Source organism: Streptomyces sp. NPDC059452 (genome assembly GCF_042750035.1).
Classification (GTDB): Bacteria; Actinomycetota; Actinomycetes; order Streptomycetales; family Streptomycetaceae; genus Streptomyces.
Genome location: NZ_JBHYVE010000002.1, coordinates 28811 through 41987, shown reverse-complemented (window position 1 = coordinate 41987; position 13177 = coordinate 28811). Strand labels below are relative to the sequence as shown.

10 protein-coding genes and 1 pseudogene are annotated in these 13177 nt (G+C 71.8%); 4 read left to right on the top strand and 7 right to left on the bottom strand.

The window, feature by feature from the left end; all coding sequences use genetic code 11:
- Positions 1-157: 157 nt before the first annotated feature.
- Together ACFW9Z_RS03135 and ACFW9Z_RS03130 are read right to left on the bottom strand one after the other, a co-directional pair.
- The gene (locus tag ACFW9Z_RS03135; protein WP_384633510.1) at positions 158-1201 is read right to left on the bottom strand and encodes a BMP family protein; all 1044 of its coding nucleotides are present in this window, start codon (positions 1199-1201) and stop codon (positions 158-160) included.
- A 174-nt stretch (positions 1202-1375) separates the two neighbouring features.
- Positions 1376-2611, bottom strand: coding sequence for an amidohydrolase (locus ACFW9Z_RS03130; protein WP_384634580.1), 1236 nt, complete (start codon positions 2609-2611; stop codon positions 1376-1378).
- A 375-nt stretch (positions 2612-2986) separates the two neighbouring features.
- Here ACFW9Z_RS03130 and ACFW9Z_RS03125 point away from each other — a divergent pair, with 375 nt between their 5' ends.
- Positions 2987-4513, top strand: a complete 1527-nt coding sequence (locus ACFW9Z_RS03125) for a N,N-dimethylformamidase beta subunit family domain-containing protein (protein WP_384633507.1) — start codon at positions 2987-2989, stop codon at positions 4511-4513.
- A gap of 118 nt (positions 4514-4631) precedes the next feature.
- Here ACFW9Z_RS03125 and ACFW9Z_RS03120 read toward each other — a convergent pair whose 3' ends face one another.
- From ACFW9Z_RS03120 to ACFW9Z_RS03105, 4 genes are all read right to left on the bottom strand, one after another.
- Positions 4632-5666 carry a hypothetical protein gene (locus tag ACFW9Z_RS03120; RefSeq protein ID WP_384633504.1) on the bottom strand — a complete coding sequence of 345 codons (1035 nt, stop codon included), beginning with the start codon at positions 5664-5666 and terminating at the stop codon, positions 4632-4634.
- 10 nt (positions 5667-5676) lie between these two features.
- On the bottom strand, positions 5677-6609 hold the full coding sequence (locus tag ACFW9Z_RS03115; protein WP_384633501.1) for an N-acetylneuraminate synthase family protein: 933 nt from the start codon (positions 6607-6609) through the stop codon (positions 5677-5679).
- Positions 6610-6621: 12 nt separating this feature from the next.
- The gene (locus ACFW9Z_RS03110; protein ID WP_384633498.1) at positions 6622-7857 is read right to left on the bottom strand and encodes a cytidylyltransferase domain-containing protein; all 1236 of its coding nucleotides are present in this window, start codon (positions 7855-7857) and stop codon (positions 6622-6624) included.
- Positions 7858-8069: 212 nt separating this feature from the next.
- Positions 8070-9461, bottom strand: a complete 1392-nt coding sequence (locus tag ACFW9Z_RS03105) for a DUF6716 putative glycosyltransferase (RefSeq protein WP_384633495.1) — start codon at positions 9459-9461, stop codon at positions 8070-8072.
- A 412-nt stretch (positions 9462-9873) separates the two neighbouring features.
- Here ACFW9Z_RS03105 and ACFW9Z_RS03100 point away from each other — a divergent pair, with 412 nt between their 5' ends.
- The 3 genes from ACFW9Z_RS03100 to ACFW9Z_RS03090 all read left to right on the top strand — a co-directional run bounded on the left by ACFW9Z_RS03100 (position 9874) and on the right by ACFW9Z_RS03090 (position 13084).
- Positions 9874-10608 carry a dienelactone hydrolase family protein gene (locus tag ACFW9Z_RS03100; protein ID WP_384633492.1) on the top strand — a complete coding sequence of 245 codons (735 nt, stop codon included), beginning with the start codon at positions 9874-9876 and terminating at the stop codon, positions 10606-10608.
- Between the two features lie 107 nt (positions 10609-10715).
- Positions 10716-11708: a glycosyltransferase family 2 protein gene (locus ACFW9Z_RS03095; RefSeq protein ID WP_384633489.1), complete on the top strand. Its 993-nt coding sequence runs from the start codon at positions 10716-10718 to the stop codon at positions 11706-11708.
- The gene (locus ACFW9Z_RS03090) at positions 11705-13084 is read left to right on the top strand and encodes a polysialyltransferase family glycosyltransferase (protein ID WP_384633486.1); all 1380 of its coding nucleotides are present in this window, start codon (positions 11705-11707) and stop codon (positions 13082-13084) included. The genes ACFW9Z_RS03095 and ACFW9Z_RS03090 overlap by 4 nt, the downstream gene beginning before the upstream one ends.
- Positions 13085-13100: 16 nt before the next feature.
- Here ACFW9Z_RS03090 and ACFW9Z_RS03085 read toward each other — a convergent pair.
- Positions 13101-13177 (bottom strand): annotated as a pseudogene (locus ACFW9Z_RS03085) (nicotinic acid mononucleotide adenylyltransferase); the annotation flags it as partial.

The window sequence follows — 13177 nt, the reverse complement described above, 5'->3', positions numbered from 1 at the left end:
GTGGGTGGGTTGGTGGTTTTTCTTGGGGGTGGGGGGGTGGGCTGGGGGGGGTGGGGGTCCCGGCGGGGTTGGGCGCCGCCCGGGCGGGGGGGGGGGGGGGGGGCGGACAGGGCCGGGGAGACCACCGGCCGGAGGACCGGCCTGGAGGACCGACCTGTTACGGGGCGGTCTTGACGGTGATCTTGCCGTCGATGATGTCCTGCTTGGCCTTGTCGACCGCAGCGATGACGTCCTTCATCTTGACGAAGGCCGGGTTGGACTGCGACAGCGCGACGCCGTCCTTGTCCAGGCCGTAGCGGACCTCACCGGACTGCGGCTTGCCGTCCTGGACCGACTTGATCAGGTTGAAGACCGCGTCCTCGATGTCCTTCGTGACCGAGGTCAGGATGGACTCCTTGTAGTTGGCGAGGCCCGCCTGGTTGTACTGGTCGGAGTCCACGCCGATGTTCCACTTGCCCGCCTTGGAGGCGGCCTCGATGGCACCGGAGCCGGCCAGACCGGCGGCCGAGTAGATCACGTCGGCCTTCTTGTCGAGCTGACCCTGGGCGGCGGCCTTGCCGAGGTCGGGCTTGGAGAAGCCACCGAAGTCCGGCGGCTGCGTCAGGTACTGCGGGAGCACGTTCACCGACGGGTCGGTGTCCTTGACGCCCTGGACGTACCCGGCCTCGAACTTCTTGATCAGCGGGGTCTCGACGCCGCCGATGAAGCCGACGACCTTCGTCTTCGTGACCTTGGCGGCGGCGACGCCGGCGAGGTAGGAGCCCTGCTCCTCGTTGAAGACGATGTTGGCGATGTTGTCGCCGGTCACCGAGGCGTCGTCGATGATCCCGAAGGTGGTCTTCGGGAACTTCGGGGCGACCTTCTTGATGGCGGGCGCGTAGGCGAAACCGACACCGATCACCGGGTTGTTGCCGGCGCGGGCCAGCTCGGTGAGGCGCTGCACCTTGTCGGCGTCGCCCTCACCGTCGGAGGGCTCGGCCTCGCTGCCGTCGATGTCCAGGTCCTTCTGGGCCTTGGAGAGACCGGCGTAGGCCGCGTCGTTGAACGACTGGTCGCCGCGGCCGCCGATGTCGTACGCGATGGCGGCCTTGTCGGTGTCGGAGCTCGAACCCGACGACGTTTTTCCGCCACACGCGGTGGCGCTGAGCGCGAGGGCCGCTGACGCGACACCCACGGTGGCAATCCTGGTGATCCGGCGCAAGGGAAGGCTCCTTCAAACCTGACCGAAGCGCCTCTTCCGGCGCTGGTTTCGCGGCGATCGTAACGCGCGTAGATGTCAGATAAGAGCACGTACGTAAGCCGTTATCGGATCGTCGCGAACAGAAGGTGTCGCGTCGGTCGACAGATGTACTGCGAACAGTTCGTTAAGGCTGCTCTAAGAGCGTCCGGCCAGCAGGGCGGCGGCCGTGAACAGCTCGACTCCGACGGTGATGGCTTCCTCGTCCACGTCGAAGTTGCCACGGTGAAGGTCCAGACCGCGCGTGTCGCCGGGCGGCCGGACGCCCAGGCGCGCCATGGCGCCCGGGACCCGCTCCAGGTACCAGGAGAAGTCCTCGCCGCCCAGGCTCTGCTCGGTGTCCTCGATCGCATACGATCCGCGGCGCTCGGTCATGGCCGCGTCGAGCAGGCCGATGGACTCGGCGTCGTTCACCACGGGCGGGACGCCCCGTACGTAGTTGATGACGGTCTTGGCCCGGTGCATTCCGGCCACCTCGTCGATGGCGGCGTGCACCAGGTCGGGCGCGTCGCGCCAGGCCGCCAGGTCCAGGCAGCGGACCGTACCGGAGAGCTCGGCGTGCTGCGGGACGACGTTGGGGGCGTGGCCGGTCTGGAGCCTCCCCCAGGTCAGGACGAGCCCCGAGCGGGCGTCCACGCGGCGGGCGAGCAGCGCGGGCACGTCCACGGCGACCCGGGCGGCGGCGGTGACCAGGTCGGTGGTCAGGTGCGGGCGGGCGGTGTGGCCGCCGGGGCCGTCGAGGGAGATCTCCAGCCGGTCGCAGGCGGAGGTGATGGGGCCGATGCGCAGCCCGATCCTCCCGGCGTCCACCTTGGGGTCGCAGTGCACGGCGATGATCCGGCCGACGCCCTCCAGCACCCCGGACTCGATCGCGTCGACCGCACCGCCGGGCAGGACCTCCTCGGCCGGCTGGAAGACCAGGCGTACGGCGTTGGGGAGCAGCCCCTTCCGGTCGAGCGCGGCGAGCACGAGACCGGCGCCGAGCACGGTGGTGGTGTGCACGTCGTGGCCGCAGGCGTGGGCCCGGTCGGGCACGGTGGACCGGTAGGGGACGTCCGCCTTGGTGTCGGGGATCGGCAGGGCGTCGATGTCGGCCCGCAACGCCAGCATGGGCGTCACGCCGTCCCACTCCCCCACATCACAGACGAGCCCGGTCCCCACGTCGAGCACCCGGGGCCGGAGTCCGGCCTTCTCCAGCCGGTCCTTGATGGCAGCGGTGGTACGGAACTCCTGGTTGCCGAGCTCTGGGTGCATGTGCAGATCCCGGCGGAAGGCGATCAGCTCGGCCCGCAGCTCGTCACCGAGCCTGCCGGGCAGCCCACCTCCCCCCGGCTGGTCGACCAGGTCTTCGGGGCGGGAGGCGCGGGACTTCAACTGGTTCACCTTGTGAAGGGTAGGCCCCTTCACCCCCCAACTGGCCATGGATCTAGGAAATTTCAGCCGTGCAGGCGAACAAAAGGCGGGGTGGGAGCGTGTGACGGGCCGTGACAGTGGGTATACCTTGCGGCTTCTTCGAGGCTCCTCTGCGGTCGGGCCGCCGCAGTGTGTCCCGTCCGTACCGCAGCACGCGCCCCGTCCGTACCGCGGTGTGTCCCGGTACACAGCCGCCGCACCTGTATCTGACGCTGTTCCCACTCGTACGATGATCGATCGACGACAGGTATCGCACAGGCCCCTCCGTGCTTCACCCGTCGCCTACGTAGCGACGCGTGCGGCAAGAGGCCCGGCGTCCGGGCCCCGGAGTGTGCTGTGTCGAAAGTGTCCCGTCGTGTCGCCCTCGGGACCATCGGGGTCGGAGCCATCGCGGTGGCCGGGTACCAGTTGCGCGGCGAGGCCGAGGCCGAGTCCGTACCGAGACGCCCCGCCGCGAGCACCGGGAACAACCCCGTCTCCCGGGAGAACCGGTCCGCCGGGTCGAAGTCCTGGCAGATCGGCCAGGACGGCACCCGGGCCGCCGACGACAAGCGGATCCAGATACAGGGGTACGCCTCCGCCACCTCGGTGAGCCGCGGCGAGACGATCGGCTTTCACATATCGGCCGACCGCGCCCAGAACTGCACCGTGGCGGTCCACCGCGTGGGGTACTACGGCGGCGAGGGCGCCCGGCACCTGCTGACCGGCGACCCGGTCCGGGTGGAGCCCCGGGAGCGGCCGGTCCCCGACCCGGAGACCGGGCTCATAGCCTGCGACTGGCCCGTCACCTGGTCCCTGGACATACCCGACGACTGGGTCTCGGGGATCCACCTGGCCGTCTTCACCTCGGCCGACGGCTTCCGCAGCATCACGCCCTTCGTGGTCCGCGACACCGAGCGCCGGTCCGACCTGCTGATGGTCCTGCCCTTCACCACGTACGCGGCGTACAACCTCTGGCCCTTCGACGGGCGCAACGGCAAGAACCTCTACAAGGGCTACACCCCCGAGGGCGAGATCGGCGGAAACGCCGAGCGGGCCCTGCGGGTCTCGTTCGACCGGCCGTACGTGGGCACGGGGGCGCCCCGGTGGTTCGAGATGGACACCGCCACGGCACGGTGGGCGGAAGAGGCCGGATTCGACATCACGTACGCGAGCAGCGTGGACCTGCACGAGGGCCGGATCGACCCCGACGCCTACACGGCGGTCATCTTCTCCGGGCACGACGAGTACTGGTCCAAGGAGATGCGCGACTGTGCCGAGGACGCGGTGGCGGCCGGGACCCATCTCGCCTTCCTCGCCTCGAACAACATCTACTTCCACATCCGGCTGGAGCCCTCCGCCGACGGCCGCGACGGCCGGGTGGTGACCTGTTACAAGGAGACCCCGGACCCCGAACCGGGTGCGGCGGGCCCCACCGTGCGCTGGCGCAAGCTGGCCAAGAAACGGCGGAAGGCCGAACAGGGGCTGCTGGGCGTGCAGTACAACGGCATCCTCAAGGAGCCCGTACCGCTCGTGGTCCAGGAGAGCGGCCACTGGTTCTGGAAGGGCACGGGGCTGCGGGACGGCGACACCATCCCGGACCTGGTGGGGGTGGAGGCCGACGGCTTCGACCCCTCGATGCCCCGCCCGGCGGACAGCAGGCAGACGCTGCTGGCGGCTTCCCCGTACACCGACAGCTGGGGCCGGGGCCGCCGTGAGCACAACGCGAGCCTGTGCGAGAACGGCGAGGGAACGCTCGTCTTCGTCGCGGGCACGTTCCACTGGCCGCTCGCACTGAACGAACCCGGGCACCTGAACCCGCTGGTGCAGCGGGCGACACGGAACCTGGTGGACCGGATGCTGGAGCCGCGGCTGCGGGCGTGAGGCCGTGCCGCTTGCGCGTGCGCTTCTTTTGGGCGTGCGCGTTTCCTGGGCGCTTCTTTAGGCGTGCGCGTTCCCTCGTACGTCTTACGCGTGTGCCGGAACGTAAGCCGTCCACGTCTTACGCCTGCGCTGTCGACGTCAGCCGCTGCACCCCCCGTGCCGTCTCCGTGACCCCGCTCAGGAAGCCCTGTGCGCGCGGGGAGGCCGTCGTGCGCAGCCACTCCGGGGCGATGTCGCAGACCGCGACGTTCACGCCCGTGCCGGCCAGGGCCAGCGGGAGGGTGTGGACCACCGTCGAAGGGAAGCTCACCACCGTGTGGCCGATGGGGCCGCGGCGGGCGATGAGTTCCAGGGGGAGGTCCGGGCGGACGATCTCCAGGCCCGTGGCGGCTTCCAGGGCGTGGAGCTTCTCGGCGGACTCGCGGCGGTGGGCGAAGTAGCGGGTGGCGCCGTGGGTGCGGGCCAGGGACGCGACCGCTTCCTGGTACGGGACCGGGTCGACCACCCCCGTCTCCACCAGGGACGTACCCACCAGGTCCGCGCCCTTGCCGACGCTCGGCGGGCCGAAGCGGGCGCGGGTCCAGGTGAAGGTGTTGGCGGTGACGGTGATGCCCGGCGGGGGCTCGACCGGCATCGCGGTGAAGACCTCCACCGCGTGCCGCTCCGTCGGGGTGAAGCGGCGCCGGGCGGTGGCCGTGACCGGGGCGAGGAGCAGTTCGCGCGGGCCGCCCCGGCCCTTGCGGTGCCAGCGGGTCAGCCGCTCGCCCCGGGTCAGCTGGGCGACGAACTCCATGGTCGCCGTGCCGTCGTCGACCACCGTCAGGCGCTCGGCGCGGACCAGGGTCAGCAGGAGCTGCACATAGCGGGAGAACGGGTCGCCGATCACTATGTGGTCCGCGCGCCTGACCAGTCCGGCCAGGGCGCGCAGGGCCTTGAGAGGCGCGCCGGACTCCCCGCGCGCCTCCTGCCAGCGGACGGTGATGCCCTCGTCGCGGGCCAGCTCCGCCATCCGGCGCAGCTGGCCGCGCGACATCGGGTCGACCGGGGGGAGGACGACGACCGTGGTGGCGGCCGGATCGTCTCCCCCCTCAGTGTGAACCCACTCCAGGACGTTCAGGAGCTGGACCGGGCTCTCGACGAAGGCGAGGTTCACCGGTCGGCGCTCAGACCGCGACCGGCTCGGGGGCCGGGGTGTTCTCGGCCTCGGCGACGACGCCCGCGACCCGGCGGAGCTTCTTCATCGGGCCGAGCTCGGACTCGTACACCTTCTTGACGCCGTCACCGAGGGACGCCTCGATGGTGCGGATGTCGCGGACCAGGCGGGTCAGGCCCTGCGGCTCGACGGAGGCGGCCTGGTCGGAGCCCCACATGGCGCGGTCCAGGGTGATGTGGCGCTCGACGAAGGTGGCGCCGAGAGCGACGGCGGCCAGCGTGGTCTGGAGGCCGGTCTCGTGGCCGCTGTAGCCGATCGGAACGTTGGGGTACTCCTGCTGGAGGGTGTTGATGACCCGCAGGTTCAGCTCCTCGGCCTTGGCCGGGTACGTCGAAGTGGCGTGGCAGAGCAGGATGTTGTCCGACCCCAGGACCTCGACCGCGTGGCGGATCTGCTTCGGGGTGGACATGCCCGTGGAGAGGATGACCGTGCGGCCCGTGGCGCGCAGGGCGCGCAGGAGCTCGTCGTCGGTGAGGGAGGCGGAGGCCACCTTGTGGGCGGGGACGTCGAACTTCTCCAGGAAGGCGACGGCCTCGGTGTCCCACGGGGAGGCGAACCAGTCGATGCCGCGCTCGGCGCAGTGCTCGGAGATGGCGCGGTACTCCTCCTCGCCGAACTCCACGCGGTGGCGGTAGTCGATGTACGTCATCCGGCCCCAGGGGGTGTCGCGCTCGATGTCCCACTGGTCGCGCGGGGTGCAGATCTCCGGAGTGCGCTTCTGGAACTTGACCGCGTCGCAGCCTGCTTCGGCGGCCGCGTCGATCAGGGCGAGGGCGTTGCCGAGGTCGCCGTTGTGGTTGATGCCGATCTCGCCCGTGATGTAGACGGGGTTGCCGGGTCCGGCGGTACGGGTGCCGAAGGTGCGCAGGCGGGAGGTGCTCATGGTGGTGCTTCCTTACTTGGTGGGGACAGTGGGGGCTGAGAGGTCAGCGGTGAGGGTGGGGCCCAGCAGCCAGGCCGCGATCTCGCGGATGGCGCCGTAGCCGCCGGGGGTGGTCGTGACGGCGCGCGCGGCGGCGCGTACCGAGTCATGGGCGCTGGCGACCGCCACGGGCCAGCCCGCGAGGGCGAAGCAGCCCAGGTCGTTGACGTCGTTGCCGACGTAGAGGACGCGGTCGGGGGCGATGTCCTGCTCGTCGCACCACTGCTTGAGCGCCTCGTCCTTGCGGTCGATGCCGTGCAGGACGGGCACCTGGAGCTTGCGGGCGCGGGCGGCGACGACCGGGTTCTGTTCGGTGGAGAGGATCAGCAGGGGCACCCCGGCCTTGCGCAGGGCGGCGATGCCGAGCCCGTCGCCCCGGTGGACGGAGACGGTCTCGCGGCCGTCGGAGTCGACCATGACCCGGTCGTCGGTCTGGGTGCCGTCGAAGTCCAGGACGACCGCGTCCACGTCCCCGAGGGAGGGCAGCGGCGAGGGGTCCAGGAGTGGGGCGAGCGCACGGGCGCGGGCCAGGTCGTGCGGGTCGTCGATCTCCAGCACCCGGGCCGGGTCGGTGGACACGAGCGCGGTGTGGCCGAAGAAGCGGTGGCGGTGGGTACGGAAGCCCGCCGCGTCCATCGCGTACGCGGCGCCCGTCTCCAGGTAGTCCTGGGGGCGGTCCTGCCGACGGGGGCGTACGGACTTGTCGTGGTTGACGCCGTACGTTCCCTCCTCCACCGCGTGCCCGTCGCGCCAGACGAACCCGTGGAACGGGGCGACGGTGACGGCCGTGTCGGCACCCTCCTGGGCCACCGCGCGGGCCACCCCGTCGATGTCCTCGCGGGAGACGAAGGGGCTCGTGCACTGGACGAGGAGGACCACGTCGACGCTCCGGGCGCGCTCGGCCTCGTAGACGTCCAGGGCGTGCAGCACGGCCGCCTCGCTGGTCGCGGTGTCGCCCGCGATGGCGGCGGGGCGCTCCACGCAGTGCAGCCGGTGGGCGGCGCCGAGGTGGGCGGCGGCGGTGCGGGCGGCCTCCGCGATGGTCCCGTCGTCGGTGGTGACGACGACATCGGTGACCTCGGGGGCGCCGAGCGCGGCGCGCACCGCACGGGCCACCAGCGGGATACCGCCCACCTCGGCAAGGTTCTTGGCGGGGACGCCCTTGGATCCGCCGCGGGCGGGGATCACGGCGAGCACGGTCGGGGGCATGGCGGCTCCTGATGGGGTGGTCACGGTTCGCCCGGTGGGTCGCTTCTCGGGTACGGGGGCGGCTGCCCCGGTCGGCGCGGTCGTCTCGGCTCCTCCAGGGGCGGCTCCCCGGGTCGGCGCGGTCGTCCCGGCTCCTCCGGGGGCGGCTCCCCGGGCCGGTGCGGTCCCGGCCCGTCCGGGGGACGCGGTGTCACGGGCGGTCCCGGGCGCGGTCACAGCTCCCCCATCCGGCGGATCACCGGGGCGACGCGCTGCACGCCGTGCCGGTAGGCCCCGCGCGCCGCGTTGCGGACGGTCTCCCGCACCGCGCCCCGCACCCGGCCGGTCTCCCGCGGCGCGGCGGCGCCCGGCAGGGGTGTGCCGTCGGGGGCCAGGTGGTGGCGGGCGAGGATGCCGGGGAGGTAGCCGGGGGCGGTGGCGGGTGTGTAGTACGGCGCCAGGGGCGGGAGCCGGTCGTCCGCCAGCAACTCGGCCACTTTGGCGCGGGCCGTGTCGTAGGCGGTGCCGTACGAGCCGTCGGCGGCGACGCCCTGCCCGGCCAGCCACGGCCCGTCGGGGCGCGGGCGGAACCCGCCGTCGAGCCGGTCCCAGGAGGTCAGGAGGCCGGAGCCGACGAAGTGGTGGTTGCCGAGCGTCTCCCGTACGCCGAGGTCGGTGAGGATCGCGGTCGGGATGCGGCGGTGCAGGGACTCCAGCGCGGCGGTGGAGGAGACGGTGACCAGGAGGTCGGCGCGGTCCAGGACCTCGCCCATGTGCCCGTACACCAGGCGGAAGTTGGGCGGCAGGCCGCCGGGCACCTTCTGCGCGAGCTTCTGGTAGGGCAGTTCCTCGATGTGCGTGGTGTGCTCGCCGGGCTTGGAGCGCAGCTTGAGCAGCACCTCGCGGCGGGGGTGCAGCCGGGCGTGTTCGACGAGCCTGCGGAGCAGGTACGTACGGTCGGCGCGGGAGGCCGGTACGGAGGGCTGGGCGGCGAACACCACGGTGTCGCGGCCCTCTTCACTGCGGTACGGGGCTCCGCCCAGGAACGGCAGCGCGGCCTCGGTGACGGCGGAGGCGTCGGCGCCCACTCCCTCGTACACCGCGCGGAAACGCTCCGCGTCGTGGGCCGAGTTGGCGAGGACGACGTCCGCGCCGTGCCGGAGCAGGAGCCCGTCGGCCAGCTTCTCGTAGACCACACCCACGTATCCGGTGACGACGACGGGCCGGTGCTCCAGCTCCAGTGCGGCCAGTCCGTGCAGCATGGCCTGGACGCCGCCGCCGACGAGGGCGAGGACGACGAGGTCGTAACCCTCGTCGCGCACGGTGTGCAGGAACTCGACCGCGGTGACCTCGCGGACCTTCTCCGCGTCGATCCCGACCTCGCCGACCTCCGCGAGCTGCCGGGGCGTCGGGGTGGCCCGGCCGCGCAGCAGCAGCCCGCTCACCTCGACGGGGCGCGCGCCCCGCTCGTCCGCCCCGGCAGCCCCGGCGGTCAGGCGGCGCGCGGTGAGCGCGCCCCATTTCCACCGGGTGTCGGAGTCGGCGAGGACGGCGACCCGCAGCGCCGGGCGGGGCTCGGCGGGGGTTCGGGCCGGATCGGCCGCGTTGCTGGTACGTGGGGGCACGTCCTAGAAGTTAGGAAGGCATTTCGATGCGCGGCCCAACGCGACGGCAACAGATGGTTAACAGCGAGCCGCCTCTTGGGGAATCGACCTCCGGAAGCGCCAAAAGACGCCGGGTGGCGGGTAATTCACCTTCAATCCATTCCTCGTTCACCAGGGGGCACGGGCCCGTTCCGCCGGAAAAGACCGGGCACCGGACCCTGTCCGTGAGCTACGTTGAGGAGATGACCACCGGGACGGCCTCGCGCCACACACGGATCGGCGACCCGGTGCCCCTCTGAGCACCGAACGGTCCTGCTCCAGAACGCTGTTGGGGCAGGTGTCCGACACCGCCGCGCGAGCTCCTCCTCCTGTCGTGCCGACCACAGACCGACACGTCGAACATGTCGAACACGACAGGAGCAGGAAGAAACGCATGCCCACCGAAATGCTGCACATTCCCACCCCGGACGGCCCGGCCGACGCTTTCGCCGCCTTTCCCGACGACGGCGAACGGCACCCGGGGGTGCTGATGTACGCGGACGGCTTCGGCATCCGCCCCGTACTGCGGGAAATGGCCCGCGAACTGGCCGGACACGGTTATTACGTCCTCGTGCCCAACGTCTTCCACCGACACGGCCCCGCACCGGTGATCGAACTTCCCGCGTTCATCGGGGAGGAGGAGCGGCCCGCCGTCCTCGCCCGGCTGATGCCCCTGATCGAGGCGCACACCGCCGAACGGGCCCGGCGCGACGCCGAGGCCTACCTCGCGTTCCTCACCGCCCGGCCCGAGGTCACCGCCGGGCCGGTCGCGGTGACCGGCTACTGCATCGGCGGCCTCCTGGCGGTCCGCACCGCCACGGCCCACCCCGGCCGGGTGGCCGCCCTCGCCGCGTTCCACGCGCCCGTGGGCGCCGACGGGCCCGGCAGCCTGGGCCGCCTCACCGCCGAGGTCCACTTCGGCCACGCCGGGACCGACATCACGCCCGAGGCGCTGGGCGAGCTCAACCGGACGCTGGACGGGGCGGGGGTCCCGTACACCTCCGAGATCTACCCCGGCACCGTCCACGGCTTCACGATGTCCGACACCGCCGCCTTCGACCCGGCGGCGCTGCGGCACCACTGGGACAGGCTGCTGCCCCTCCTCGCCCGCACGCTGAACGACAACTGAGCGGCACGGCGGCCGTCGCAGCGGTTCACCGCATCGACGGTCGCCGTTCACCCGACGTCCTCGCCCGGGACAAGGCCTGTGCCGCGGCCCGCCCTAACGTCATGCACGTGGTTAAGCTCTCCGTCATCGTGCCGTTCTTCAACGTGCAGACATATGCGCCAGACACCCTCAGGAGTCTTCGGGCCAATATCCGCGAGGACTTCGAGTTCCTTCTGATCGACGACTGCTCGACCGACGGGACGGCGGACATCCTGCTCCGCGCCCAGGACGACATCCCGGGTGCGGTCGTGCACAGACCCGAACAGAACGGGGGGCTGGCCACGGCCCGCAACACCGGGCTGGACGCGGCACGCGGGCAGTACATCGCCTTCCTGGACGGCGACGACTGGGTCGCCCCCGGCTACTTCACCGAGCTGCTCGCCCGGACCGAGGCCCTGGGCTGCGACTTCGTCCGTACCGACCATGTCCAGGTCGAGCGCACCCACCGTACGGTGCACCGCGTCCCGCACGGCAGGCGCGACACCGTGACCGACCCGCGTACGGCGATCCTGCCCGCCGACCGGACCACCTCGGTGGACTACCCGTACGCCTGGGCCGGTCTCTACCACCGCAGGCTGCTGGACGACGGGCTGCTGCACTTCACCGACGGGCTGCGCACGGCCGAGGACCGGCCGTGGATCTGGCGGCTGCACCGCCGCGCGGAGTCCTTCGCCGTGCTCGGCCTGCTGGGCGTCTTCTACCGGCGGGGCGTGGCCTCCTCGCTGACGCAGATCGGGGACGCCCGGCAGCTCGACTTCATCCGCTCGTTCGACCAGGTCCTCCGGGAGACCGCCGAGGACCCGGAGGCCGAGGCGCTGCTGCCCAAGGCGGTCCGCACGTACTGCGCCATCATCTTCCATCACATGAACTCCATCGAGAGGTTCGAACCGGCGGTGGCCCGCGCGCTGAAGTCGCAGAGTTCGCAGGCGCTCGGCCGGATGCCGCAGGCCGTACTGGACGACGCGCTCGACTCCATGGACGTCCAACGGGCCACGCTGCTGCGCCGGTTGCGACGACGGCCCACCGCAGCCAAGGACATCAAGGAGGTGACGTCCGCATGAGCACCGCATCCTCCCGCCCCCGTCGCACCACCCAGCTCTTCGCCGCCTCCACCCTCTACGGCGCCGCCACCCTCGCCGCCGCCCTGGACACCGGCTGCTTCGGCCCGGCCGACCGCCGCGTCCTGGTGGTCTGCAACAACGCCGCCATCCCGGAGACGACCCCGGCGCTCGACGCGATGCCCGGCTTCGAGCGGCTGCGCGGCCGGTTCGACGACGTGATCTCCTGGAACGAAACCATCGCCCCCTTCCACCCGAGCCGCTGGTCCCCGCGGACCGACGACGTACCCCTGTGGGAGCGCCATCTGCGGCTGGCCTGGGAGCTGGGCGACGACGATGTCGAGCTGGCCGTCGAGTCGATCCAGGTCAACCCGGCGATGGCGATCACCGAGATCTTCACCGGCGCCCCGATCGATGTGTACGCCGACGGGCTGATGAGCTACGGACCCACCCGCAACAAGCTCGACCCGCTGACCGGGACGCGGGTGCGGCGGCTGCTGCACCTCGATCTGGTGCCGGGTCTGAAGCCGTTGCTGCTGACCGAGTTCGGCGTGGAGCCGCTGGTCGTGGAGACCGAGGGCTTCCTGAAGGTGCTCGGCGAGCTGGCCGCCGCCCCCGCCGAACTGCCGTCCGTCGAGGCCCCGGCCCTGCTGCTCGGGCAGTACCTGTCCGCGCTGGGGCTGATCACCGCCGCGCAGGAGGAGGAGCTGCACCTGCGGATGATGCGGGGGGCGTTCGCCCTCGGCCACACCCGGCTGGTGTTCAAGCCGCATCCGACGGCCCCGGCCCAGTGGTCGCGGTCGATGGAGGCGGAGGCCAAGCGGCTCGGCGCGGAGCTGACCGTGCTGGACACCGGGATCCTGCGGGCCCCGGTGCTCGCCGAGGTGCTCTACGAGCGGATGCGCCCGGCCCTTGTGGTCGGCTGCTTCTCCACGGCGCTGCTCACCGCTTCGGCGTTCTACGGGCTGCCGGTCGCCCGGGTCGGTACGGAGCTGCTGCTCGACCGGCTGTCCCCGTACGAGAACAGCAACCGGATGCCGGTCACCCTGGTGGACGCGCTGCTGCCGGAGCTGGGCGACCGGGTCGCGGTGGCGGAGCAGCGGCCCGCCGACGACGCCGAGCGGGAGGTCTCCGCGCTGGTGGCGGCGGTGGGGTTCGCGATGCAGCCGAGGCTCCACCCGGGGCTGCGGGCGGCGGCCGAGCGGTATCTCTCGACCCGGCTCACTCCGGTGACCTGGCGGTACTTCAAGCGGCGGCGGCTGACCTCGCTGGGGCTGCCGGGCGGGGTGCCGGCGCAGTTCTCGTTCCTGCCGCGCAGTGCGGCGGTGCGGCGGGCGGTCCGGCGGGCACGGTCGCTGCGGCGGGTGGTGGGTCGGTAGTCCGTACGGCACAGCGGTGGGGCGGGTCAAACGTCCCGCCCATGACGCCGATGCGGCGTTTGCCGGGGCCGGTAGGCACTTCCTGCTCTCCCA

What these genes read in the sequence shown, in the direction of transcription:
- ACFW9Z_RS03090 (WP_384633486.1), top strand. Translation starts at nt 11,705, where the DNA reads ATGAGCACCGCATCCTCCCGCCCCCGTCGCACCACCCAGCTCTTCGCC.
- ACFW9Z_RS03115 (WP_384633501.1), bottom strand. Translation starts at nt 6,609, where the DNA reads ATGAGCACCTCCCGCCTGCGCACCTTCGGCACCCGTACCGCCGGACCC.
- ACFW9Z_RS03110 (WP_384633498.1), bottom strand. Translation starts at nt 7,857, where the DNA reads ATGCCCCCGACCGTGCTCGCCGTGATCCCCGCCCGCGGCGGATCCAAG.
- ACFW9Z_RS03100 (WP_384633492.1), top strand. Translation starts at nt 9,874, where the DNA reads ATGCCCACCGAAATGCTGCACATTCCCACCCCGGACGGCCCGGCCGAC.